We start from the raw sequence: 23,011 nt of genomic DNA, 5'->3' as shown, positions 1-23,011 counted from the left end.
TTTAATAGAGATTACAATATATAAATTATATAAATTGAACTCTGGTTTAACTTTACTCTTTTATGCTATTTGCGCATTTTTGCAGGGAGTTATGTCTAAAAAAATCTAACGTCCGAATGATATCGAACGTTAGACCACAAAAAACCACTTTTGCTTTAAACAAACTTAAAAACTTGAAACAATCTATCTGTAAAAACCCATTGATACTCCGCCGTCTACATTCAGGGCATTTCCTGTTGATTTGTCCAGTAAACCGCCAACGAATGCAAAACAAGCGTTTGCAATATCATCGGGCAATATAATTTCATTTAGTAAGGTACGTTTTGCATAATACGCCGGTAACTCGGCAACCGTAATACCGTATGCTTTTGCACGACCTTCTGCCCAGCCACCAGACCAAATATTAGAGTCTGAGATTACTGCATCAGGATTTACTGTATTTACACGAATTTTATCGGCGCCTAATTCAGCTGCCATGAGTCGTGTTAAATGCGCCTGAGCTGCTTTGGCCGAACCATATCCCGGATTATTTGGACCCGCAACAACTGCATTTTTAGAAACAATGTTTACAATGTCTCCGCCAAATCCTTGTTTGCGCATAACTTCGATTCCGGCTTTTGAAACAATAAATTGTCCTTTTACCAAAATATCATACAATCTGTCCCACTCTTCAAGGGTGTGTTCTGCAATAGATTTAGAAATACTAATTCCTGCATTGTTCACTATAATATCTGCACCTCCAAAAGCTAATGATGCTTCGTCTAATGCTTTTTCTGTACTTTTTTCGTCGGTTACATTTAGCAGTGTACTTGCCACGGTATCTTTACCAAACAAGTTAATAAACTCAGCTGTAGCCTGTTCTAAACGTTCTTCGTTGATGTCGTTGATGACCACACAAGCGCCTTCCTGAGCAAATTTTTTGGCAATTGCTTTGCCAATTCCCCCGGCAGAACCTGTAATTACAGCGACTCTTCCTGAAAGCGCTTTAGGTTTTGGCATACGTTGCAGTTTTGCTTCTTCAAGCAACCAATATTCGATATCAAAAGCTTCCTGATGTGGCAGCGAAGTATATTCTGAAACGGCTTCGGCGCCTTTCATTACATTTACTGCATTGATATAATATTCTGAAGCCAAACGAGCCATTGTTTTATCTTTGGCAAAGGTAAACATACCTACGCCAGGGTATAAAATCACCACGGGATTTGGGTCACGCATGGCCGGCGAATTCGACTTTTTGCAAGCATTGTAATAATCTTTGTACATCGCGCGGTAGCTTTCAAAAGCAGGTGTTAATTTTGCTTTGATCCCATCAACATCTGATAAATCTTCATTGGGTTCTAAAGTTAAAACCAAAGGACTGATTTTGGTACGCAAAAAGTGATCCGGACAAGAAGTTCCAAGTGGCGCTAACTTTGCTAAATCATTAGAATTAATGAATTCCAAAACCCTTGCATCATCTGTATAATGTCCAATCATCTGACGCTCTGACGAACAGAAACCTCTTAAAATTGGTGCTACTTTTGCTGCTTTTCTTTTACGGTCAGCCTCAGGAAGGCTCTCTATTTTTTTACCTCCAAAAACAGGGCGTTTTTTTCCGTAGTTACTTTCTAAATATTCCGCACATTTCTCGATTACTTCGAGTGTGTTTACATAACTTTCGTAAGCTGTATCTCCCCAGGTAAACAAACCGTGAGAACCCAGCATGATACCACGCAGTTTTTTCCCTTTTTTGGTTGCTTCTTCCAGACAGCTTCTCAGTTGAAGCCCTAAGTCAAAACCGGGACGCTGCCATCCTACCCAGCCAATTTCGCCACCAAATAATTCCTGGGTAATTTTAGCTCCGTCTTTGGCCGCTGCGATTGCAATTGCCGCATCAGGATGCAGGTGATCAATATGTTTGAAAGGTAAAAAACCATGTAAAGGCGTATCTATAGAAGGTGCTTTTGAAGCTAAATCGAAAATACAGTGATTGAATAATTCGACCATTTCGTCTTCGAATTCTATTCCTCTGTATACATTTTCAAGATTGCGAAGACGATCCAGATAAAGTGCCGCACAACCCGATTTTGTCAATGTACCAATGTCTCCACCAGAACCTTTAATCCACATTACTTCAGAGGTTTCTCCGGTTAGCGGATCTTTATCGGTAATTTTTACCGAAGTGTTTCCTCCACCATAGTTTGTCAGTCTTAAATCGGCTCCTAATAAATTAGATCGATAAATGAAAAGCGCTACTTCATCTCCTGCCAATGCTGCTGCCTTAGCGTCATCCCAAAGATAGCTTACATGCTTAAAAGTCATATTATTTATATTTATATTCGACATTGTTGTTATGTTATGTTTGTATGTTTATAATGAATTTCCAATTCCGACCAATACAATTGACAGCATGATTAGTGCAATTCCCCAACCAAAGGTTCTAAGTGTTCTTTTAGAAACTCCCGACCATTCTTTAAGATAAAAGCCCCAGAAATTTGCTGTCAGGATAATGGTTGCCATGTGCAGGATCCATGAACTTGCTCCGTTTCCTAATTTACTTTCTCCCATTCCGTAAAAGAAAAATTGTAAAAACCACATCGTTCCGGCAATACCTGAAAAAAGGACGTTTCTGGCAATTGGTGTTTTGGTATTGGTGTAATCCGAGAAGGTTTTATTTTTGAAATTAAGGTACATACACCAGATAAAATTGGTGGTTAAACCTCCCCACATCAAAACGATATAGGTCACGTTGTTTTGAAATAACGCGTTACAGCCATAATTTACTGCGGTTTCGGCCATTGGTTTTCCGGCCTCGATTCCGTAATTAAAAAACGAGCTCAGAATTCCCGAGATAACGGCGATAATTAAACCTTTTACCAAACTAAAATCCTTGTCTTTGTCTTCGTGTCCTTTTGCAAAATCTTTTTCTTTTAAGATTCCGGCTTTTCCTGAAATAGCAATACCTATAAGGCAAACTAAAACCCCTGCCAGAACAAGGCGTCCGCCTGGGTTTGATAGCATATCGGTAAACGAAATTTTACCTTCTGTTGGATATAAATCATAATAGATAGAAGGAACCAAGGCGCCAAAAGCAGAGCAAAACCCAAGGATAATAGAGTTTCCCAGTGACATTCCTAAATAGCGAACTCCCAAGCCGTATGTTAATCCTCCAACTCCCCAAATGAGTCCCATCAAAAACGTGAAAGCTTTTATGGTTGGTGATGCTGTTGCAATGATATCTACAAAATTTGGAATCGTTAAGTAGGCGGCAATGGGCGGTACTATTAGCCAGGAGAAAAATCCTCCCACAATCCAGTAGCTTTCCCAAGCCCACTCTTTTACTTTTTTAAATGGCATATAAAAACTACCTGAAGAGAATCCTCCGATAGAATGAAAAATGATTCCTAATAATGATTCCATTAATAATTTCGTTTTTGGTTAATTTGATAGTTAAATTGGTTTTGTAAAATAATAGAATGTAAAAAAGAAAACTGTCCTGTACTATCCTTTATAGTTTTGTTATTTATGTTAAAACTGAAGATTATTACAAACAACTGCCCGATATTATTGGAAATATAAATTTAAAATTTCTATTTTAGCAATCGATTTCGTAATTATATTATCCTCAATTTGCCTTAAACAAACAAATCAGCAAAAACATACAACAACCCTTATTTAATTTGAAAGCTTTTGTGAGAAAAGTACCGGACTGAATTATTTTTATCATTTTAGGCTAAAGCTTTTTACACAAATTATAACTCAAAATTATATCGCAACTCATTGCTGCATAATTTACAAGACTTACAAAATGATTAAACTTATTAAAATAGATGAAGAGTCCAGGATTCCTAAGTACAAACAAATTGTAGACTCGATCCTGCAAAATATTGCCAACGGAAATTTAAAAATAAATCAAAAAATACCCTCTATAAATAGCTTTAGCGAAGAGTTTTATATGTCCAGAGATACTGTCGAAAAGGCCTATAATATTCTAAAAGAGCGAAAAATCATTTCTTCCATCAGAGGAAAAGGATATTATATTACCCGAACAAAACTGGAATCTAAAGTAAATATTCTCTTTGTACTGAATAAACTTAGTGCGTATAAAATGAAGACGTACAATTCTTTCATCAATACTATTGGAGCAAATGCGCACACTGATTTGCATATTTACCATTGCGACGAGACTTTGTTTTTGAACTTACTGGACAAGTTCGAAGGTGCTTATGATTATTATGTAATCACAACCCATTTTAAAACAGACGAATTAAAACACCTGAGTTTTACAGATGAAGTTGCCAAAGCAATCCAGAGAATTCCCGAAGAAAAACTGGTTTTAATGGATAATATTAAAATTGGAATGGAAGGCGAAATCATCAAAATATATCAGGATTTTGAAAATGATATTTACAATGCCTTAAAGGAAGGACTTGCCAAAATAACAAAATACGAAAAACTTATTCTGGTATATCCGGACAAAGCGGTTTATCCGTATCCGCGCAGAATATTACACGGGTTTAGAAAATTTTGTGTAGAACATGAAATCAATTTTGAAATTTTAAGCGAAGTCTATGACGATATGATTCTTAAAAAAGGAGATTTGTTTATCACCATTGAAGAATCGGATTTGGTGAATTTAATGAAACAAATTCGCGATGAAAAATTTACCCTCGGTAAGGATATTGGCGTGATTTCGTATAATGATACGCCTTTGAAAGAATTACTAGGAATAACGGTAATGTCTACGGATTTTAATGTAATGGGAGAAACTGTTGCCAGAATGATTCTGAATAAAGAAAAAGGACAGGTAAAAGTGCCTTTTAATTTTATTGATCGAAATTCTATTTAGTTTTTTTGCCGCTAAGGCACTAAGTCGCTAAGTTTTTATGATTTGAAATTATATAAATGAAAGCTCTCGATGAATCTGTTTTTTTTTGTTGAAAAAATTGGGAGACTTTTATTAGATGTAAGATTTATTAGAACAAAAAAATTGCGCAAAGTCTAGACTGAGACATTTGAGCCGCTTTTTATGAGGAACTCTTCGGGGAGCGGGGATGCTTAGGATTTAAAATAAAATTCATACCCCCTCATTGAAAGCAAAAATACTCCCATAATTATAAAGAATAGCCAATATTTTTTGACTTTACCAAACATTACTTGATTATTTGATAATCTCATTGTTAGACCAGCAATAATTAATCCTAGTGGAGCAATAAAACTATTAATTTCTTCAAAACTCATATTTTTTATCTCTTTTATCCGATTGCTATGAAAAAATTTACTATCGCTGCGATGATTAGTCCAATTATTATAAGCCAATGTTTAAAAGTTTCAGCATATGTAAAAGGTTTGGATTCATCATTCTCATTTCTTTCTTTTGCCCACCATTTATGCAGCTTAAAAAAACCAAATGATGTAATGCTAAATAAAATAGCATATAATAAATTGTAATTCATAAATTATTTTCTTAATTCGTTAATAGTACTTACTGCTTTATCACTTGCTATAGTTTTTGTCGTTTCTTTCCCTATTTTTGCTAGTTCTTTTACAAACGGTGTTGCAGATGGATTAGGACCAGGAATTAGTTGATTAATTCCAAGACCAACCATTTCTCCGACAACATATTTAGCCCCATCTTTTGCTGCTTCAGGATCTTCAGTGATAAATTTAATCCCTACTTCTAAGGCTTTACCAACACTAGACACTGCTCCTCCTAATCCAGCAACCGTTAAACCTGGAGCCGCTCCCTCGCCACCTACAGGAGCGATGACTATTGCGGCGACCGCCGCACTGGCGAGTCCTGCAGTAGTCATATTATTGCCCTTTTTTGAATCATTTTAGCTCCTGATAACAATTGCTCTTTATGGTCTTTGATAAATTCTTGCCCTTTGTTTAAACCTGTACTAACTGTACTAACTACTTTTGATGTCACTTGTTGAACTTGACTTACAACTGAATCATATTTTCCTTTCGCATAATTTCCAAAACCTGTAGTAAAATCGTGAGGAGCCAATTCTAATCCTTCAAGTTCTCTACCCATTCCCATTTTATTCTCTTGGAATGCGTAAGTTGAATTGTAAGCATATTCTTCTGCTAATGGGTCAATGGACATAAACCTGCCAAGTGCATAATCGTAATTTCTCCACTTGAAGCTGTCCCAATTCAGTGATAGTTCGTCCTGACGTTCTTGCCCCTGGTACTTATACTTATAAGGGTTTGTGACTATTTTTACAAGGTTTTACCTGTTAAATACAATTTTTTTAAGAACATGATTTTAAAGGATAAACTTACTGTTTTATTGCTCAAATCCAAAAATAAATCTTCAAAACAGCAGTAAAAATAACCAAACTTTTACTGAAGCAGATTGTCCTGCGGTTGAGTCTTTTCAGATGAGTTCTGAGTGTCAGATTCTTCCTTTCAATATGATTTGTTCCGAAACGTTTGATAGAATGCACTTTCTCATCAATCAGATACCTATAGTTTTTAAGTCTGTCCGTAAATATCTTCTTAGCGTCAAATAATTTGAGAGTTTCCAAAACACTATTCAGCGTTTTATTATTTCGTTTCCCAACATTAAAACTCACCACATTTTTAGAGTTCTTTTCCAGAGCATAAACCAACCATATATAATTTTTCTTGTGTCTGATATACGTGCACAGCTCATCAACTTCATAAGTTTTGCCTCTGCTGATAATTGGTTTAGTAATACTTCTGGCAATTGAAACAATTCTTTTCAATAATGTTGTGGCTGATATTTTTAATATTCTTGCTGTGCTTCTTATTCCTAATCCTTCTTTTGTGAACAACACTATCTCCTGATTGATATTCCTTTTGTAAGCATTATATCTATAGACAATCTGCTGTCTTTTTTGACAAACACAACATTTATAACGCTGATTTCCGTTAGATTGAAATCCATTTTTTATGCATTTACCATTGCAAAAATTACATTTTATTTTCATGACCTAATTTGAAACACTAAGGTAAGGCAAAAGCATTTTAAGCCTTATTAAAAGATAAAAAACGAAAGAGACGACCTATTGGTCGTCTCTTTCTCTATTCAATAATTAAAATTTTATATTCTTTTTCAGGTAGTTACGTGGTTACATTATAAAAACACCTAATCTGCAACACTACCCGATATCTGCAAAAACAGAATAGACATTTTGATTTGTATGATTATTTTGACATCTATTAAAATTTACATCTAAAACAATACCTGTTTCACAATCTGCCATTAAAACAGTAAATTCATTTTCTTGTAAAGCTGGAAATTTCATAATTATATATTTTTAGCTTTCTAATTTCTCCCTACTCACAATAGCATTGATAGTACCTTCTTCTAAAAATTTCGATTTTAATTTGACTTTAAGAAATATTCTATTTTATTGAATTAAAGCAAAATTCTCGCTATTATAGATTATTTTAACTATACACTCTTTTATTCTAAAATTCCGCCACTTAATTTTTTCGCTTCTTGTAAAAGAGAATTTCCTAATGTGACATTTTTAGGAACATACTTGCCTTGTAAATAATATTTCCCAAGAATATATTTTGCGTTCGGGTTTTCTTTATTAGAAGCTTTCTCTAAATAATGTAAAGCCATCTGTCTGGTTTCTTCATCTAAGAAATCAATTTGAGGTAAATCTGTAGATGAATTTTCTTTATTTAGTCCGGTTAATCCCATAAAAACATTTAATGATGCTTCTGAGTAATCCCATTTATTTGAGACTATTATAGAATATATTAATGAATTTTGATAAGAGCCAACTTTTATTATACTATCGTAAAGCTCTTTATCAAATTTATTGATTAACCTTTCTTTAATTTTTGGAATTAAATTATTTTTACTTTCTATATCAGCTAAGTGAGTGTCATTGAATTCAGCAACATACTTTTTTTCATAATCTTTAACCGCTGAATTAGAAACGTAATCTGTATAATATTTCAATGCTATTACTAAAATTATTAGACCTAGAGCAATACTTAAAAGCAATTTTCTTTTCATATATTTTTTATTAATCTTACTTTTTTGTTGTTCAATATACCTTTCTAAACATAAGAACTTCACAAAGAGTAACTACACTTTTATTAAATATCAATTTTGAAAAATACCCCTAGTAAAATAGACAAAACATAATAAAAAACTAAGAGAAGTAACACTAATGAAGCTATTTTTTCTTTGCTTATTTTATAGTTAAAACGTTTAAATAGATATACTAAAATAAAATATATGACTACTAAAATTATTAACTCAATTAAAAATGGCAGATAATTTTCTTTAATTAATTCCATATATATTATTTATCAAAATGTTAAGATGTAAATTCATACAAATATACATCTTGAAAAATAAATTCAAATTCCTCCAGAGCTTTTTCTTAAATGTTATCAAATCTCCTAACTCAACCAATCACTAACCAACTTTCTATAAGTTTCCCCGATAGGAAGGTATTCCCCGCTGGTTAATTGTATTTGATTCCCTTCGATAATTTTTATTTTATTTTTTGGAATAATATACGAACGATGAATGCGTACAAATTGATTGATGGGAAGTTTCTCCAGTATGTCTTTCATGTTTTCTAAAACCATCACTTTTTCGCCTTTTGTATGAATTCGGATATAGTCTTTTAGTCCTTCGATATAAAGAATATTTTCTGTTGCAATTTTGTGATGTTTTCTGTCGGCTTTTACAAATAGAAAATCTTCGGTTTGATGATTTTGAAAAGTTTCCTGCCAACGGATAAATTTCTCAACGCTTTGATAAAAACGGTTAAAAACAATTGGTTTGAGTAAATAGTCAATCACATGAAACTGAAAAACATCTAAAGCATAATCGGGATAAGCCGATGCAATGACGAAATTATGTTTTTGATTGAACATCTGCATTAACTCAATACCGGTTAATTGCGGCATTTGAATGTCAATAAAAACCAAATCAACGGCTTCGGTATTTAAGATTTCTATTGCTTTAAAAACATCTGAATCTGCGTATAAAACATTCAGTCTTGGCACTTTTGAAGCATAATCTGCCATTAGTTTTACAGCAAATGGTTCATCATCTAATATGATACAATTTATTTTTTTCATTTTAAATCTATTTCGAGTTCAGCCCTAAACTGGTTATTGTGATTGGTTAATTTTATTTGATGTTTTTGTGGATAGTGAATTTCTAATCTTTTTTTTAAATTGTCCAGTCCAATGCCTCCCAGTTTATCTTTCTTTTGTAAAGCAATGTCATTTATGACTTTAAAATTAAGTTTTTTATCTTCTAATTTTAAATCAATTACAATGGGTTTTACATTAGAGGTTACACCATGTTTTAAAGCATTTTCGACTAATGGCGATAAAATATAAGGCGGAATTTCTTCGGAAATATTTTCTGTTTCCACTTTAAAATCAATACAAGTACTTTCTTGATGTCTTAATTGTTCAAGCTCGATATAGGCTTTTATATAATCGATTTCATCTGTTAGTTTAATCTTTTCTTTTTGAGATTCGTAAGTGGTGAAACGCATGATCTGACTTAACTTTTCAATTGCTGTCAAAGATTTATCCGACTGAAAATAAACCATCGAATAGATGTTATTTAATGTATTGAAAATAAAATGCGGGTTAATCTGTGCTTTGAGGAATTTGATTTCGGTATTCTTATTTTCTTCCAGAATAATCTGATTGTATTCAAGCAAACGAATAAAATAAATTACAAACCAAAGCAGCGAACTCAAAATAATAGACATGCTGCTGTAATGCAGATTATCCTCCATATAGCCAAAGAAAGTTGGATTTACGTAATTTATTTTATTAAATAGGATTTTGGTTATTACTTGCTCAAATAGCCATCTTAAAAAAGTAAAAAAGAAATAAGAGACTAATACTCCGGCAAAAAAACGTTTCCATTGAAAGGATTTGAAAACCAGTTTCATCACAACAAAATAATGAAAGTAAAAGGTCATTACAAATACGATCATATAAGTAGAGAGAAATAAATCCGGCATATAATTTTTGGCTAAAACGAGATTTTTGACAAATGTAAAATACCCCATCAAAAGCCAGTATATAATATGAATGAGTACTTCTACCCTTTTTGATAATGTTCCTTTATACATGTTTTTGTAATTTTTTTCAAAGATATACATTCATAAAAAAGTGTAAAGACGGGTTTGTAGATTAATAGAGGGGGTTTGTCGATAAAAGTAGTTTTCGGCGTTTTTTCAGCACAGTTTTGCACTGTAATTAAATCAAAAACCATGAAAAAAATTAGCCTTTTACTACTTGTCTTTTTATATCAAACCTATTGCTTTGCTCAGCAATACGAACTTAAAGGAAAAGTTAATAGTCAAAACAAACAAGCTGTTGAATTTGTAATCAGCAGTTTACTGGACAATCAGAAAAAATTAATCGCACAGGCAACAACGGATAGTTTGGGAAGTTTTTCTATAAAAGCCGAAAAAGGAAATTATCGTTTGATACTCGAACAATTTGGCACGGAATATCTCAACAAAGAAATTACAATGAACCAAAACATGGATCTTGGAATAATCGAAATTAAACAATCAGTACAACTTGAAGGTGTAACTTTAAAAACAAGAAAAAAACTCATTGAACAAAAGGTGGACCGACTTGTTTTTAATGTCGAGAATTCGGTAACGGCAACCGGCGGAACGGCTTTGGATGCTCTAAAAGCTACGCCAACTGTAAGGGTTCAGAATGAGATTATTTCGGTTGTGGGCAAAGGAGAAATTCTTGTTATGATTGATGATCATTTGCAAAGAATGCCACAGGAGGATCTGGCTGCATTTCTGAAATCAATTCCGTCAGATAATATCAAAAGTATCGAAGTGATTACAACTCCTCCTGCAAAGTATGACGCAGAGGGTAACAGCGGACTCATTAATATTAAATTAAAAACGGCAAAAGCAAATTCCTGGAATGCCAATATTGGAACTTCTTACACGCAAAAAACATACGCAGGAGGAAACGTAAACGGATTATTTACTTATAATCATGATAATCTTTCTGTGCAAACTTCTGTTAGTAAAGGAAAACAGACATTATTAACCACTTCTCAGAGCAATATTTTTTATAAAGATGAAACCTGGAAACAAGAAGTAAAAAGCAAATCGATTGCCGATGTATTGAGTGTAGGTTTAGGCTTTGATTATAAACTAACGAGTAAATGGAGTACCGGTGTTAAATACCTGGGAAGTTTTACAGATAAAACGGCATCCAATAACCCGTTTACCACCCGATACAATAACGAAAAAGGAATGATCGATTCTTATATTGCTTCGAATGTTAATGCCGAAAATAATCCAAAAATGAATGCTGTTAATTTTCATAATACTTTCGTACTAGACACTTTAGGAAAAAACATTGCTGTCGATTTGGATTATTTTGATTACAAAAAAAATGATTATCGTTTCTTTTCAGGAAATGAATTAGACGCTAATAAAAATACTATTCCGAAGAGTTTCTTTTCTTCTACCAATTCTAACATGAATACCATCAAAAATTACTCGGCCAATATTGATGTTACGCTACCTTATGAATGGGCTAACATCACTTTTGGAGCAAAAGCTTTTCATAATAATACCCATAATAATCTGGTTGTATACGACAACGAAACAGGAAGCCCGGTTTTCAATATCAATCAGTCGAATGTTTTTAATTATAAAGAATACAATCAGGCGTTGTATTTTTCGGCAAGTAAAAAAATAAATGCCAAATGGGAAACACAAATTGGTTTACGAGCTGAAGCGACACAAACCAAAGGTTATTCTGAAAATCTGGATCAGACCAATACCAATAATTACATGAAGTTATTTCCAACGGCTTATGTAACTTATGTTCCTAACGAAAACAATTCTTTTTCATTAAATTACAGCCGAAGAATACGCCGACCTGATTTTGACTATCTAAATCCTTTTGTAATTAGAACTAGTCCTTATTATTATTCTCAAGGAAATCCGTATTTGAAACCTTCACTGATTGATAATTTCGAATTTTCATTTATCCGAAATCAAAAATGGGTGAACTCTGTTTATTTTTCTCAGGTTTCAGATTTCGGACAGGAATTATCTATCATCGATCCCGATACAAACGTTACCAGAAGTACGCCTATAAATTATGCTAATACGTATCAAATTGGACTTTCCACTTCATATAATTTCAATAAATGGTCGTGGTGGAATAGTTTTACGGGATTTAATCTTAACTATCAAAATGTAAAATCAAAAACAGATTTCATCGCGTCTATTGATGGATATAACGGATACATTTACAGTAATAATGATTTTACAATCAACCAAAACAAAACCTTATTTATTGGGCTGAATTATGGCCTGCAGCTTGCGGGGCGTTATCAAATTTTTAATATCTCAACTTTGAACATTTTAGATATCTCAGTTAAACTATTGACTGTAAAGAAAAACCTGTCCATTACAATTCTTGGCGAAGATTTACTAAACGCCCAAAAACCATTAATTAGCTATAGTTCTAACGGAATTAAAACTAACGTAAAAAGTTATAGTGATACAAGAGGTTTCAGAATTTCGCTGAGTTATAAATTTGGTAACCAAAGCATGAAATCTAAAGAAAGAAACTTTGGAAATGATGAGCAAAGAAATAGAATAAACTAACATATACGACAAAAAAAAGAGACGCAAAGCTATGTTGTAAACACTAGGCTTTGCGACTCTTTTTTTGTATTTATTTCTTCTAAAAACAAATGCATTTGCTTTTACAAATACTTTTTATTTTTTAAAGGGCTTTTTTCGTTATGAAGTAAATCATCTGCAATCTGAATCATTCCGCTGTTGTTTGGTCCTCCCCAAAGTGCTCTTCCAAAAATGTAACTAATGGTGTATTCCTGCCATGTGCTACAATATTTTTTTAGATTTGTAAATGATTTTCTTAGATACTCTTTCATTTCTGATTCTGAAAGATAACCCGCCTCATAACAGCAACGTGATAAAAATGCTCCCCTTCCATAATTCCAGGCAGCATCTTTTATTCTTTTTATTTGGGCAAAATCTTCAATGACATTTTCTTCTATAAGCTCAGGTACGACATTATTTAGATTTCGATAAATATCTAAGTAGCCTCTAAAAATTTCCTCTTCAGCAGGAAGATTTGATTTTAAGATCGTAACGTAATTGCTTTTATTTTCGAAAGCATCATAAACGAAATTTATGTATTTATCCTCGTTTCTATTTTGCAAATCCAAAAGTATTTCGATTGCAGTTTCTTTATCAAAAACGCTCCAATACTCTTCTAAAAGCTTTTTTATTGTGGCTTTACTGAGTCCGGTTTCATACGAATTCAGATAGGCAGATTGTTGTTCTGCATACATCGAACTTACTAATAAATAGTCTAATTGCTGACCAACTACTACATTTTTATCGTTTAATCGAATGCTTTTAAATGCATTGAAAATTTTTGAAAATACGCTCATTTGCTATTATGCTACTTGTAGATTTGGAAACTTATTTTGCAATACTTTTACAAAGTTCTCTCCTACTACCTGATATTTTGCTCTTGTTAGTAATTGTTTGTTCAAGTTTAAAATATCTGTTGGATCCGGTACATAGTGTAATCTGTCGTGAATTTCAAGTGCCAAAGGATTACCATCTATATTAAATGTAATAATATGTGTTTTTGGTAAATACTCCTCAGATGATTTGGAGTACAATCCTAATTGTGATTTTAAAATACCACCATATTCGAGTTGCGCCTCTTCGATACGGAAATTATCAAACACAACGTGCTCGTCTAATTCTCCAACAGCATCAGTGCTAAAAAAATGCAAATCATTACCGCTCAAAACCCAGAAACATTCGGTTTCGACACGTTGAAGCTTTACACCTACAGCAGAAAGGGCAACATTTTTAATTCCGTCAGTTACAACTTCCTGAACTTTATTGGCCTTGGTCTGAGGAACAGATCCAGAGGTGTACGCATCTATTGATTTTCCTTTCATCCATTGTTTTAATTGCGAAAAATCTTGTTTTAAAACTTCTTCTTTATGAAGATCGTATTTGGTTCTTTCAAGATCTAAGTCAATTTCTGTTTTTGCGGCTGCATGTTTTTTATTCATGATTACCATAAAAATGATACCGGCAATTACTAATACAACGGGAATTAAAAAAAGTGGATTCATAATCTAATTATTTATTAAAGGTTAATTGGTTTCACGTCTTTCTTTTTGTCTTTTCCAAAAAGCCCATACAGAATTAAACATACCAGTAAAAACAGAATTATTTTTCCGCCATATTGCGTATAAAATCCTAATTTCAGTAATTGATCTTTGTCTAATTTATTGGTACTGATTATTTTTTCAAGCTCTTTGTTCGAGAGTTCGTAGTATCTGTCAGAATCCGCTTTTGCTAATACCAGCTTCGGCTCCTGGGTGATCCAAACCGGTATCCATGCGATACTATATTGCTGATGTAATCGGGCAAGATCCAAATGTGTATTTGATTCTTCTTTTGAGAGGTATTCGTCTGTATTGGGTAAATCTGAAACAATCTCTAATTTGTCAATTTTACCAATTGGTATTCTTGCTTTAGCTAAAGTCAAATTGTAAGAGCAGAAAGTAATAATCGTTGTTAAGAAAAGTTTCTTGATGTAGGTCATAATTTTATCGCCTCAGTTTAATTTTGGTTTATTTTGGATTACTATTTAATGGATAACACAAAAAAAGTGATGTGTTAATACACCCAAAAAAGCCATTTACTGAAAGCTTCTTTAACAATTTTGTTCAAATATATTTAATTTTTCTTACAACAGACAATAAAAAAATTAGATTTTGCATTTTAATAAAACACAAAATCTAATTTCCAAAATATTTATACTGATGTGCTTTAAATGTTAAAATTATCGTTTAAAAAAATGAATAACATTAAAAATCACGTTTTAATTATCTTTAAATTTAACCAGTACAATATTGGGTTTTGGCGCAGTTTTCATGCCCGCTCCCATATAAAAACTAGTATGTGGCGGCTGATTGTATCCCACATTTTGCCATGCAACACTTAGTCTGTATTGCGGATCGTGCATGAGTGTATATTGCCTTATTTCAGTTGGAATTGTAGTGGAATAAATCCTTAATTGGGTATTATCTTCAGATCTCAGGATTAGTTCTTCGCGCCAGTCTCCCAGAATATCTGCAGAAAGCGCCGGTGTTGATTTTGTGCCATTATTTGATACGGCTCCACTTGCGGTAAATAATCTCCCTGCATTGTATTTATCAATGTAATTAGAATTTAAAAGTTCTCTTGAAGTATCTGCGTCCCAATAAATTAAAAAATTGATAGAACCTGGCGCTTTTCCTATTTCGTTTCCTTTCATATCATGCAAATAAGGAGAGCCTGACCACCAGCATTGTACGCCTTTTCGGGTTGGATCGATATTATCAGCAACTCCGCGACCTACATCTTCGTTGATAGAACTGGTAAACAAAACTTTGCCGTCAGCGGCAGAAAACAATGTTACACCCGGGCCTGTAGTTCCATTTTCTATTTCATGAATTCCAAAAACTTCTAAGCCAGGAACATCAAGATCAAGATCTGAAACATGCAGAGCATCTCCATGTCTAAAACCTGTGGTATACAAACCTTTTCCGTCATCATCCACGCACATTGAGCCGTAGATGATTTCGTCTTTTCCGTCGTTATCCACATCCGCAACCGTTAGACCATGATTTCCCATTCCCGAATATGGATTCTCGGCATCTTTACTATCAAAAACCCATCTCGAGGTCAGTTTCTTATCTTTAAAATCCCAGGCTGCCAAAACGGTTCTTCCGTAATAACCACGGCACATTACCACACTTGGATGAACACCATCCAAATAAGCAATACAAGCCGTAAAACGATCAATTCTGTTTCCTTTAGTATCATTTCCTCCGCTGCCGCCATGTCCGCCCCAACCGGCAAGATCACCGCGCTCGGGAATATAATCTGTAGTAGTAATTAGTTTTCCTGTTCTTCCCTCAAAAACCGAAAGGTATTCAGGACCTTTTAGAATTTTTCCTAAAATAGGAGAATTCGGGTCTCTCTCCACCCAGTCTTTTGAAGCATCACCCACAACATTATTCTCACTGTCTGTTGTACCATCGGCTGTTTTACAGACAAATTCCGATATGCCGTCACCGTCTAAATCGTACACCATAAATTGTGTATAATGAGCCCCTTCGCGAATGTTTTTTCCTAAGTTTATTTGCCATAAAAATTTACCATCTAAAGTGTAAGCCTGGAATATAGGCGGATCAGTAATTCCCGTATGTGAGTTATCATGCGCCTTTCCAGTCATGTGTACAATCAGATCGTATCTTCCGTCTCCGTCTAAATCGCCAACCGAAAGATCATTGGGTATATATCCTTCAACTGGTTTTAATTTTATTGATAAATAGTCTTTGTCGGGACTTTGGGCGGGAATGGTAAAACTTCCTTTTGCATCGGTTTCTTTCCCTTTAAGAACTGTTTTTACAAACCAGGTATTTTCCTGCTGACTACTGGCTTTGGTGTCTACAAAATTGGTTGCGCCCAAAATGGGTTTTTCGTTTAATTTGATGGCTTTCTTAGTACCACTTTTTCGGTATAAATTAAAAGCCAAATTATCTGAGTCTGTTCCTAAAACCCGCCATCCAATAAAAAAATGACCTTTGTCTTTTATTGCAATTACACCACGATCTAAATCTTCCATTTGCCTTTGAGCGAATGAAACTAAGCTTGATAAAAGAAATAATAGTAAAATTTTATGCTTCATGATTGGTGTTTTTTATACTTAGTTATTGGCCACTGATTGAACGGGTTTTAGCTGGTTTTCACGGATTTTTTTTATTTGTCGCAAAGTTTTTAAAATCAAATTTGTCATTTCATACAAACTAGACGAAAATATTGTTATGAAAACGAATGCCCTAGCCCAGATAGAAGTGGAAATCCTTTTGTGGCGGGTTTCGCCACAAAGGATTGCAACGGATAGCGGGATTAGCTCCTGAAAAAAAATATTTTTATCATAGAAATCGAAATGCCAAATTAAACCATAATAAAAACTTAGCAACTCAGAGTCTTAGCAACTTAGTAACTCTAAAAAAATTAAAACATCTTTTTAAATCCTTCACTTTGTATTTTCCAGGTTCCGTCTTTTGGAAAACCCGGATTTTGTTCTGTGCTTCCGTCCCAACCGGCGCACATCATGGCCACAGCGGTTAACAATCCTCCGTTTCCGGGAAGGTAAAGCGTTAATCTTTCTGCCTGATAATTGTGTCCGTTTTTTAAATACGTATTTGTCGTTACATTCATAAACAAGGCATCAACTGCTTTTTCGGGCATTTGCAAACGTGCTGCCGACATGGCTGTCATTGGAAAATCCCATCCCCAGGTTTTATCCCATGTCCATGTTTTCCAAACCAGATCAAAAGTATTTTTCATGATTTTTTTATCTAAAAGCGACGTTTCTGGCAGCATCCCAAAAGTTCCTAATACCGATGGATGATCGGTTTTGAATTCCGGATTGGTATAGGAATCTTTGGCGCTTTCTGTTGCCAGATATACCTGATCTGCAACTGGTAAGGGAGATAATTTAGCCAAAACATTTTCCCATTTTTCAGGTACTGGTTGGTTTAGTTTTTTCTTCCAGGCAATAGCTGTTTTCAAAGCCCAGTTCCAATAGGCTAATTCATAAGTTGGGTTGAAAGTTTCCATTGCTTTAAAACGTTCCTGAGCCGGAATAACACCTGGTCCTAAAACATAACGATCTGTTTTACTGTCGTAGTTGGCAAACGAAGCCATGAAATCAGCCGTTGCAAAAACACGTTCGCTATATAAATTTAAAGTTGCTCTGGTGGGTTTGGCGCGGTAAATCAATTCAGCATAAGTGATAAAATGAGGCTGCTGCCAAATCAAAAATGAGCCTACAGAAGAAGGACTTTCGTTCCCATCAGCATCTACCATTTTTTGCCATCTGGCGCCTTCGAAACCTTGTCTTTTGGCAATGTTTTTGGCTTTATCAAAAACTTTCTGGTACCACGGCAAACTTTTCTCTAACAATTCTGGTCGGTTCCATAGTGCAAAGTGAACACCATGCCACCAATGCATCTCTAAATGCGGTTTTCCGTACCAACTGTTGTAAGTTAAACCCGTTTCCTGAGGCGGCACTTTTCCTGTACATTGTACTTTGGTCAAATATTGCGAAAGGATTACTCTTCGTTCCAATTCTTTGGCACGCGGATCTGTACTGCCTGAAAAATCTACAGCAGCGCCACTTTTCCAGAATTGCTCCCAACCTTTTATACTGCTGTTTTGAATCTCTGCGAAAGAAGAATTGGATATTTTTTTATTGGCTAAAGCAAAAAGACAGCTTAATTCTAAAGTATTGGTATTAGATGCTTCGAGCACAAAATAATGATCAGCAGTTTTTTTAATCTGTGCATTTCCTTTCCAGTTCAAATTCACATTATAAGAGATGCTATCCATTACATGGGTTACAACGGCTTCTGTTTTCGATTTTTCTACAAGATTACTTTTATAATCCTGCTTGCCTTCATATTTTGTTCCCATATCTGCCCAATCTCCTGTTGGAAACGGAATTCTCAGACTAATTTTCAAACGTTTTTGCTGTAATAAATCTGATTTTACTTTTACGCCAATGGCATCTTTTTGCTGATGCGAGGCCGTTAGAACGGTAACCGGAATACCTTCTACTTCAAAATAACTTTCGATTTCTCCTGTCCATAAATTCAGTTTTTGGACAATCGATTTAATGTCTTCGGGTTTTGCTGGACTTCCATCTTTCTTGGTAATCTCAAAACCTAAATTTCCCAATTGCAATAAATGCGGATTCTGACGAAACCAATTCACCGCTTCAACTTTTCTGGCTGGTTCTTTGATCTGAACCGTATATGAAATATCTCTGCCATACTGCTTGTAATCTCTCAGGGTTTCTGAGAATTTATAATTATTGGTGTTTTTATAACTGTCCCAACCCCATTCTGATTGTGTTCCTAAAGGGATTCCGTTTTGATATTTTTTAGGAAAAGTCTGCAAACCGGTAGCATCAACGGTAAAAGCAAAAGCACCGTTACCAACTGTGAGCGAAGCCAAAGTATCGATAGCTGTAATTTGTACATTATGTCTTGTTACCAATGCTTTCCGATCAATTTTTTGTTGGGCCGATAATGAAATCGAGATTAATGATATAATTATTAATAGATGTTTTTTCATATGGTTAAATAGTTTATGATGGTTTCAGGTTTCAGGTTTAATGCTCTAACTTTGTCAAAGTTTACATTTCTCATTATCTAATTGACTCATTCTCTAATTAGCGTCACACTCATCAAACCAATCACCACATCATTGGCAATAGTCTTTAAAGTCAAGCTTTTTAATGTCTTATTTTTATCTAATGGTAAATCTAAAATCGTTCCTGCCCCACCATCGACTCCATAACTTGTGAATCCTTTTATGCTTTTAAAATCTTTGAAATCTCTGGAAATTTCTCCTGTTTTAAAATAAACTCTTGGTGGTTTTGGCGCGCCAGTTGTAAAGGCTAAACCATCAATGAAATAATCCTGTTCGATTGGCCACCAGTTTTCAGGATTTTTTAAAGGCAGGATTTCCGAAGTTCCATCAGTATAATTAATGGTTATTTCTCCGTTTGTGATTCGGCTTTGCATTGGGTTTGTCGTTCCGGCCAGCATGAAAAACGCATGTGACGCTTTTCCGTTTAGCGGAATATTGATACTCTGAGGAAAATTATCCCACATGGAGGTGAAGATGATATTTTTTTGATTTTCATCAGAAGGCGTTTGAAACGGAATTCCGTTTGGCGTTGTAATCTGTCCATTTGCTTTTGCTTTTTCACGTAAACCTTTATCATCTATTTTTACCGAAATATTGGGATAACACCAATTTCCAATTCCTTGTTTTGGCAACTGTAAAGTAACTGTTTGTGGTCTTGGCGATAGATATTCATAATTGAAAATATCGACCACTTTTGAATTGAAAAATGAAGTAAGCGGAATTGTTTCTACACCTGCTGATCTATCCAGCGGCAGATCCCAGTTTGTACTCTCTTTATTGAATTTATTTTCTTCTTTTACATTTACATGAATGGGTTTCCACCAAGATAATTCACCTTGCTTCAATTCTACAAAAAAGAGTTTCTTACCTGCCGAATTCACTTTTGCCCTGAGCGAATTTTCCGTTTTCGAAATTTCACTTAAAACCAGTTGCGGATCGTATATGGATACAATTTTAGCATGAGAAGTCTTCAAATCTAATATTTCATTGACAGCATAATTTTCTTTTGGCTGAACATCTTCTATTCTATTTCCTTTCCATTTAATGGTAATATCATAAACGGTATTATACGGAATTTCTATACTGATTTTAGGATCTCCTATGTTTTCGGGAACCGATTTCCAGGAAACTAATTTTCCATTAACGGTAATACTTTCAACAGTTTCATAAGACGAATTCAAAACCAGATTTAAATTCATTTTAGTCGAAAAATGGTTTTTGATCTGGTATTTTTCCTGCTTATTTTCTCTTTTAAAATCAATTGAAATATCCGGAATTGCTAAAGAAGCCCGATTCCATTTTTTAGGAAATCCGGGTTTGATGGTTAAAACCTCAGCCAAAGCATCGGGCTGAATCCCGAAAAGTCCTTCAACTAGCGTTCTTGAGGCCATACCAATTGGGTCCGCAAAATCGCGATACAATTCCCCACGCATGGCATCCTGATATAAAAGCTGCTCGAATCCACCCGGTGAAGCGCCTAAATACATGCTCTCGACCAGAGCGCTTTCCCACATTGTAAAGGCTTTTTCTGATTGTCCACCTTGCCAAAACGCCAAAGAAGTATGCAATTGTTCGGCCAGTGCCACATTATTAGTTGACCATGTATAAGGCTGCCAATTGGTAGTACTAATGACATATAGGTCTTTTTTATCCAATCCTTCCGCCGAAATCGGAATGTGCGGAATCTGATTGTTGACATAATCCAGCATTTGATAACTCTCAAATGGATTCGATAATTCTGAATCGATCGTGTGGTAAATACTCCAGATTCCCGGCGTATCGTGCAATAATCTGTTTCCTAAAGCATCTTTATATTCGGCAAAAATTCCTTTATTGGCCACCCAAAGCTGGCTATTAGTAGCTTTTAAAATTTTATCTGCTTCTTTGGTAAACGGGTTTTCATCTTGTTGAATTTTCTTCGCAATTTGCGCCACTGTTTTATTGGCATAATAATTATAAGCCGAAGAATGAATGACTCCACCTCCGCTGTATTGCAAAGCATCACTGGCCCAAATTGAGGCGTATGCATCGTATAATCCGTCTGAATCAGGATCAAAATTTCTTTTTTCCCAGTTTAAATGTCTTTGAATGGTTGGCCACATTTCTTTTATGAATGCTGTATCACCCGTCCATTTAAAGTGTCTGAGCATTTGATCTATAAAAACCAAATTCATATCATAATGATGCGCCACGTTATTCTTGTTTGGACTTCGGCTAATATACCCGCTGCTAAACATCGATGTTCCTATTTCTTCTTTTTGGCGGGCTAAATTTCGTTCTTCATCTAATACAATCGGGCCACTATCAGGACTTGTTACCTGAGAATTGCTATAACTGGTAAAATGTGTTTTTGCCCTGTCATGCCAGCCTAAAGGATCAGCTGTATAAGCGCCTCGCCAGGCATTTAGATACATTCTCCAGGCAATGGCACCATGAAGATAAGCTGGACTTTCCCAAATTGCGTCGGCAGCGATGGCAAGCGCAGCTCCTAAAGTATTGATATAAGGATCCGGAGTTGAAACCTTCACTCTATTGGCCAAAAGCTGTGTTTGCTGAACTGACTTTTGGTAAAGTTGTGCTATATTTTTCTGATTGTAATTTGTTTTAGAATCTTCTGCCAAAAACAGCCAATAATCCCCTTTCTCACTAATTGATTTTATTTTTCCTGTAATGAGACTCAGTGATTCTGGATTTGAATTATAAAGTTCTAATGGGGTTTTCTGAGACTTTGCATTGGCTAAATGTGTTACAGATTCCGGGAAAAATCCGGTAAGGTTTTTATTGTTTTCTGTTTTTTGTTTATTGCTTTCAGAGCCATATTCTAATAGAAATGATTGCTTTTTGATCGTGTATTTATTATTGACACAATAATCAGGCTGCAGATAAAAAACCGATTCGGGATCAGCACCAATATCCCCGTCCCGGCTAAACTTTTTTCCAGTTGCTCCGCCAAAAGCCCAAATTAAGCTGATGTTTTTAGATACATTTTTACCGTATACTTTCACGATAAAGCCTTCACTTTCTTTTAAGGCGGCCACATCTACAAATAGTTTTCCGTCTGCTAAAATCGGGTCTTCAATAGTATAATGCATCGTGCCCAAAACATATCGTGTATCAATTTTTGAAGTTTCAGTAATCCATTTGCTTTCATTTCCCTTTACCAGACCTAATTTAAAATTTCCTCCCATACCCGGCATATACATGGCAAACTCAGGCAAATCGCCAGTTTCTACCCTAAATCCTGTATTAGAGCCGTACAACGCTCTGTTGAATTTTCGGGTGCCATTTTTTAAAACAAAACTATTTCCCTGCGGCACATAATGTATTTTGCGTGGTGTTTTATTCTCTTGTGCAAAAATCATCATTGAACACATTAAAAATAAAGCTGTCAGGATTTGAATAGATTGTTTTTTAATTTCCATAGCGTTGTAAAAAATGAATTATCCTTAAATTCGGATAATAAAATTAATAGGTTCTAATTTTATTAATTCGGTAATGCCGATGCAATTTCTTTGTTTTTTAGTGGTATAGTATCCTGTACCTACCTGATTTTGCAATATAATAATTTAGAATACTCTTGTTTTTTTAACATCATAGTACAGGATACTTTATAAAAATAGAACTACTAGTTTTGAAATATCATCAAATTAACTATGCTATAAAAAAGTTTCAGGTTTCAGGTTTCCTGATAATGGCTTTTGCTTCGCTCTGCATGAAAATGTAAATGA

18 protein-coding genes are annotated in these 23,011 nt (G+C 34.6%); 2 read left to right on the top strand and 16 right to left on the bottom strand.

Features of this window, described 5'->3' with window-relative positions:
- Positions 1 to 183: 183 nt before the first annotated feature.
- The gene (locus GIY83_RS05715; RefSeq protein WP_208685572.1) at positions 184 to 2,325 is read right to left on the bottom strand and encodes a bifunctional aldolase/short-chain dehydrogenase; all 2,142 of its coding nucleotides are present in this window, start codon (positions 2,323 to 2,325) and stop codon (positions 184 to 186) included.
- A gap of 24 nt (positions 2,326 to 2,349) precedes the next feature.
- Positions 2,350 to 3,399, bottom strand: a complete 1,050-nt coding sequence (gene rhaT / locus GIY83_RS05710) for an L-rhamnose/proton symporter RhaT (RefSeq protein ID WP_208685569.1) — start codon at positions 3,397 to 3,399, stop codon at positions 2,350 to 2,352.
- Positions 3,400 to 3,787: 388 nt separating this feature from the next.
- On the opposite strand from rhaT, the gene GIY83_RS05705 reads away from it, so the two are divergent.
- Positions 3,788 to 4,828 (top strand): GntR family transcriptional regulator, encoded by a 1,041-nt coding sequence (locus GIY83_RS05705; RefSeq protein ID WP_194616265.1) that lies wholly within the window; start codon positions 3,788 to 3,790, stop codon positions 4,826 to 4,828.
- 209 nt (positions 4,829 to 5,037) lie between these two features.
- On the opposite strand, the gene GIY83_RS05700 is transcribed toward GIY83_RS05705, so the two are convergent.
- The 8 genes from GIY83_RS05700 to GIY83_RS05660 all read right to left on the bottom strand — a co-directional run bounded on the left by GIY83_RS05700 (position 5,038) and on the right by GIY83_RS05660 (position 10,088).
- Positions 5,038 to 5,298, bottom strand: a complete 261-nt coding sequence (locus tag GIY83_RS05700; RefSeq protein WP_229029228.1) for a hypothetical protein — start codon at positions 5,296 to 5,298, stop codon at positions 5,038 to 5,040.
- Positions 5,299 to 5,438: 140 nt separating this feature from the next.
- Complete coding sequence (locus GIY83_RS05690) at positions 5,439 to 5,792, bottom strand: hypothetical protein (RefSeq protein WP_208685561.1); 354 nt, start codon at positions 5,790 to 5,792, stop codon at positions 5,439 to 5,441.
- Positions 5,789 to 6,145 carry a hypothetical protein gene (locus GIY83_RS24875; RefSeq protein ID WP_229029310.1) on the bottom strand — a complete coding sequence of 119 codons (357 nt, stop codon included), beginning with the start codon at positions 6,143 to 6,145 and terminating at the stop codon, positions 5,789 to 5,791. Before GIY83_RS24875 ends, GIY83_RS05690 begins: the two co-directional genes overlap by 4 nt.
- 136 nt (positions 6,146 to 6,281) lie before the next feature.
- Complete coding sequence (locus GIY83_RS05680; protein ID WP_208685559.1) at positions 6,282 to 6,941, bottom strand: IS1 family transposase; 660 nt, start codon at positions 6,939 to 6,941, stop codon at positions 6,282 to 6,284.
- A gap of 171 nt (positions 6,942 to 7,112) precedes the next feature.
- Positions 7,113 to 7,259 carry a hypothetical protein gene (locus tag GIY83_RS05675; protein ID WP_208685556.1) on the bottom strand — a complete coding sequence of 49 codons (147 nt, stop codon included), beginning with the start codon at positions 7,257 to 7,259 and terminating at the stop codon, positions 7,113 to 7,115.
- A gap of 161 nt (positions 7,260 to 7,420) precedes the next feature.
- The gene (locus tag GIY83_RS05670) at positions 7,421 to 7,987 is read right to left on the bottom strand and encodes a sel1 repeat family protein (RefSeq protein WP_208685553.1); all 567 of its coding nucleotides are present in this window, start codon (positions 7,985 to 7,987) and stop codon (positions 7,421 to 7,423) included.
- A gap of 392 nt (positions 7,988 to 8,379) precedes the next feature.
- Entirely contained in the window at positions 8,380 to 9,069 is a 690-nt protein-coding gene (locus GIY83_RS05665) for a LytTR family DNA-binding domain-containing protein (RefSeq protein ID WP_208685550.1), read from the bottom strand.
- Positions 9,066 to 10,088, bottom strand: a complete 1,023-nt coding sequence (locus tag GIY83_RS05660) for a sensor histidine kinase (RefSeq protein ID WP_208685547.1) — start codon at positions 10,086 to 10,088, stop codon at positions 9,066 to 9,068. The genes GIY83_RS05665 and GIY83_RS05660 overlap by 4 nt, the downstream gene beginning before the upstream one ends.
- Positions 10,089 to 10,229: 141 nt before the next feature.
- On the opposite strand from GIY83_RS05660, the gene GIY83_RS05655 reads away from it, so the two are divergent.
- The gene (locus tag GIY83_RS05655) at positions 10,230 to 12,620 is read left to right on the top strand and encodes an outer membrane beta-barrel family protein (RefSeq protein WP_208685544.1); all 2,391 of its coding nucleotides are present in this window, start codon (positions 10,230 to 10,232) and stop codon (positions 12,618 to 12,620) included.
- 101 nt (positions 12,621 to 12,721) lie between these two features.
- Here the strand turns inward: GIY83_RS05655 and GIY83_RS05650 are convergent, their stop codons facing one another.
- The 6 genes from GIY83_RS05650 to GIY83_RS05625 form a co-directional block, all read right to left on the bottom strand.
- A complete protein-coding gene (locus tag GIY83_RS05650; protein WP_208685541.1) occupies positions 12,722 to 13,435 on the bottom strand; it encodes a DUF1266 domain-containing protein in 714 nt (237 codons plus the stop codon).
- Positions 13,436 to 13,441: 6 nt separating this feature from the next.
- A complete protein-coding gene (locus tag GIY83_RS05645) occupies positions 13,442 to 14,140 on the bottom strand; it encodes a hypothetical protein (protein ID WP_194616272.1) in 699 nt (232 codons plus the stop codon).
- A gap of 14 nt (positions 14,141 to 14,154) precedes the next feature.
- Positions 14,155 to 14,616, bottom strand: coding sequence for a hypothetical protein (locus GIY83_RS05640; protein ID WP_208685538.1), 462 nt, complete (start codon positions 14,614 to 14,616; stop codon positions 14,155 to 14,157).
- Positions 14,617 to 14,895: 279 nt separating this feature from the next.
- Entirely contained in the window at positions 14,896 to 16,749 is a 1,854-nt protein-coding gene (locus GIY83_RS05635; protein ID WP_194616274.1) for a rhamnogalacturonan lyase, read from the bottom strand.
- Positions 16,750 to 17,078: 329 nt separating this feature from the next.
- A complete protein-coding gene (locus tag GIY83_RS05630; protein WP_208685535.1) occupies positions 17,079 to 19,205 on the bottom strand; it encodes a hypothetical protein in 2,127 nt (708 codons plus the stop codon).
- An 86-nt stretch (positions 19,206 to 19,291) separates the two neighbouring features.
- Complete coding sequence (locus GIY83_RS05625) at positions 19,292 to 22,705, bottom strand: DUF4450 domain-containing protein (protein WP_208685534.1); 3,414 nt, start codon at positions 22,703 to 22,705, stop codon at positions 19,292 to 19,294.
- Positions 22,706 to 23,011 lie beyond the last annotated feature (306 nt).

It is taken from the genome of Flavobacterium sp. SLB02 (assembly GCF_009664855.1).
Classification (GTDB): Bacteria; Bacteroidota; Bacteroidia; order Flavobacteriales; family Flavobacteriaceae; genus Flavobacterium.
Note: the sequence above shows the minus strand (reverse complement) of the source record. Positions and strands in the feature narration are given on the sequence as shown.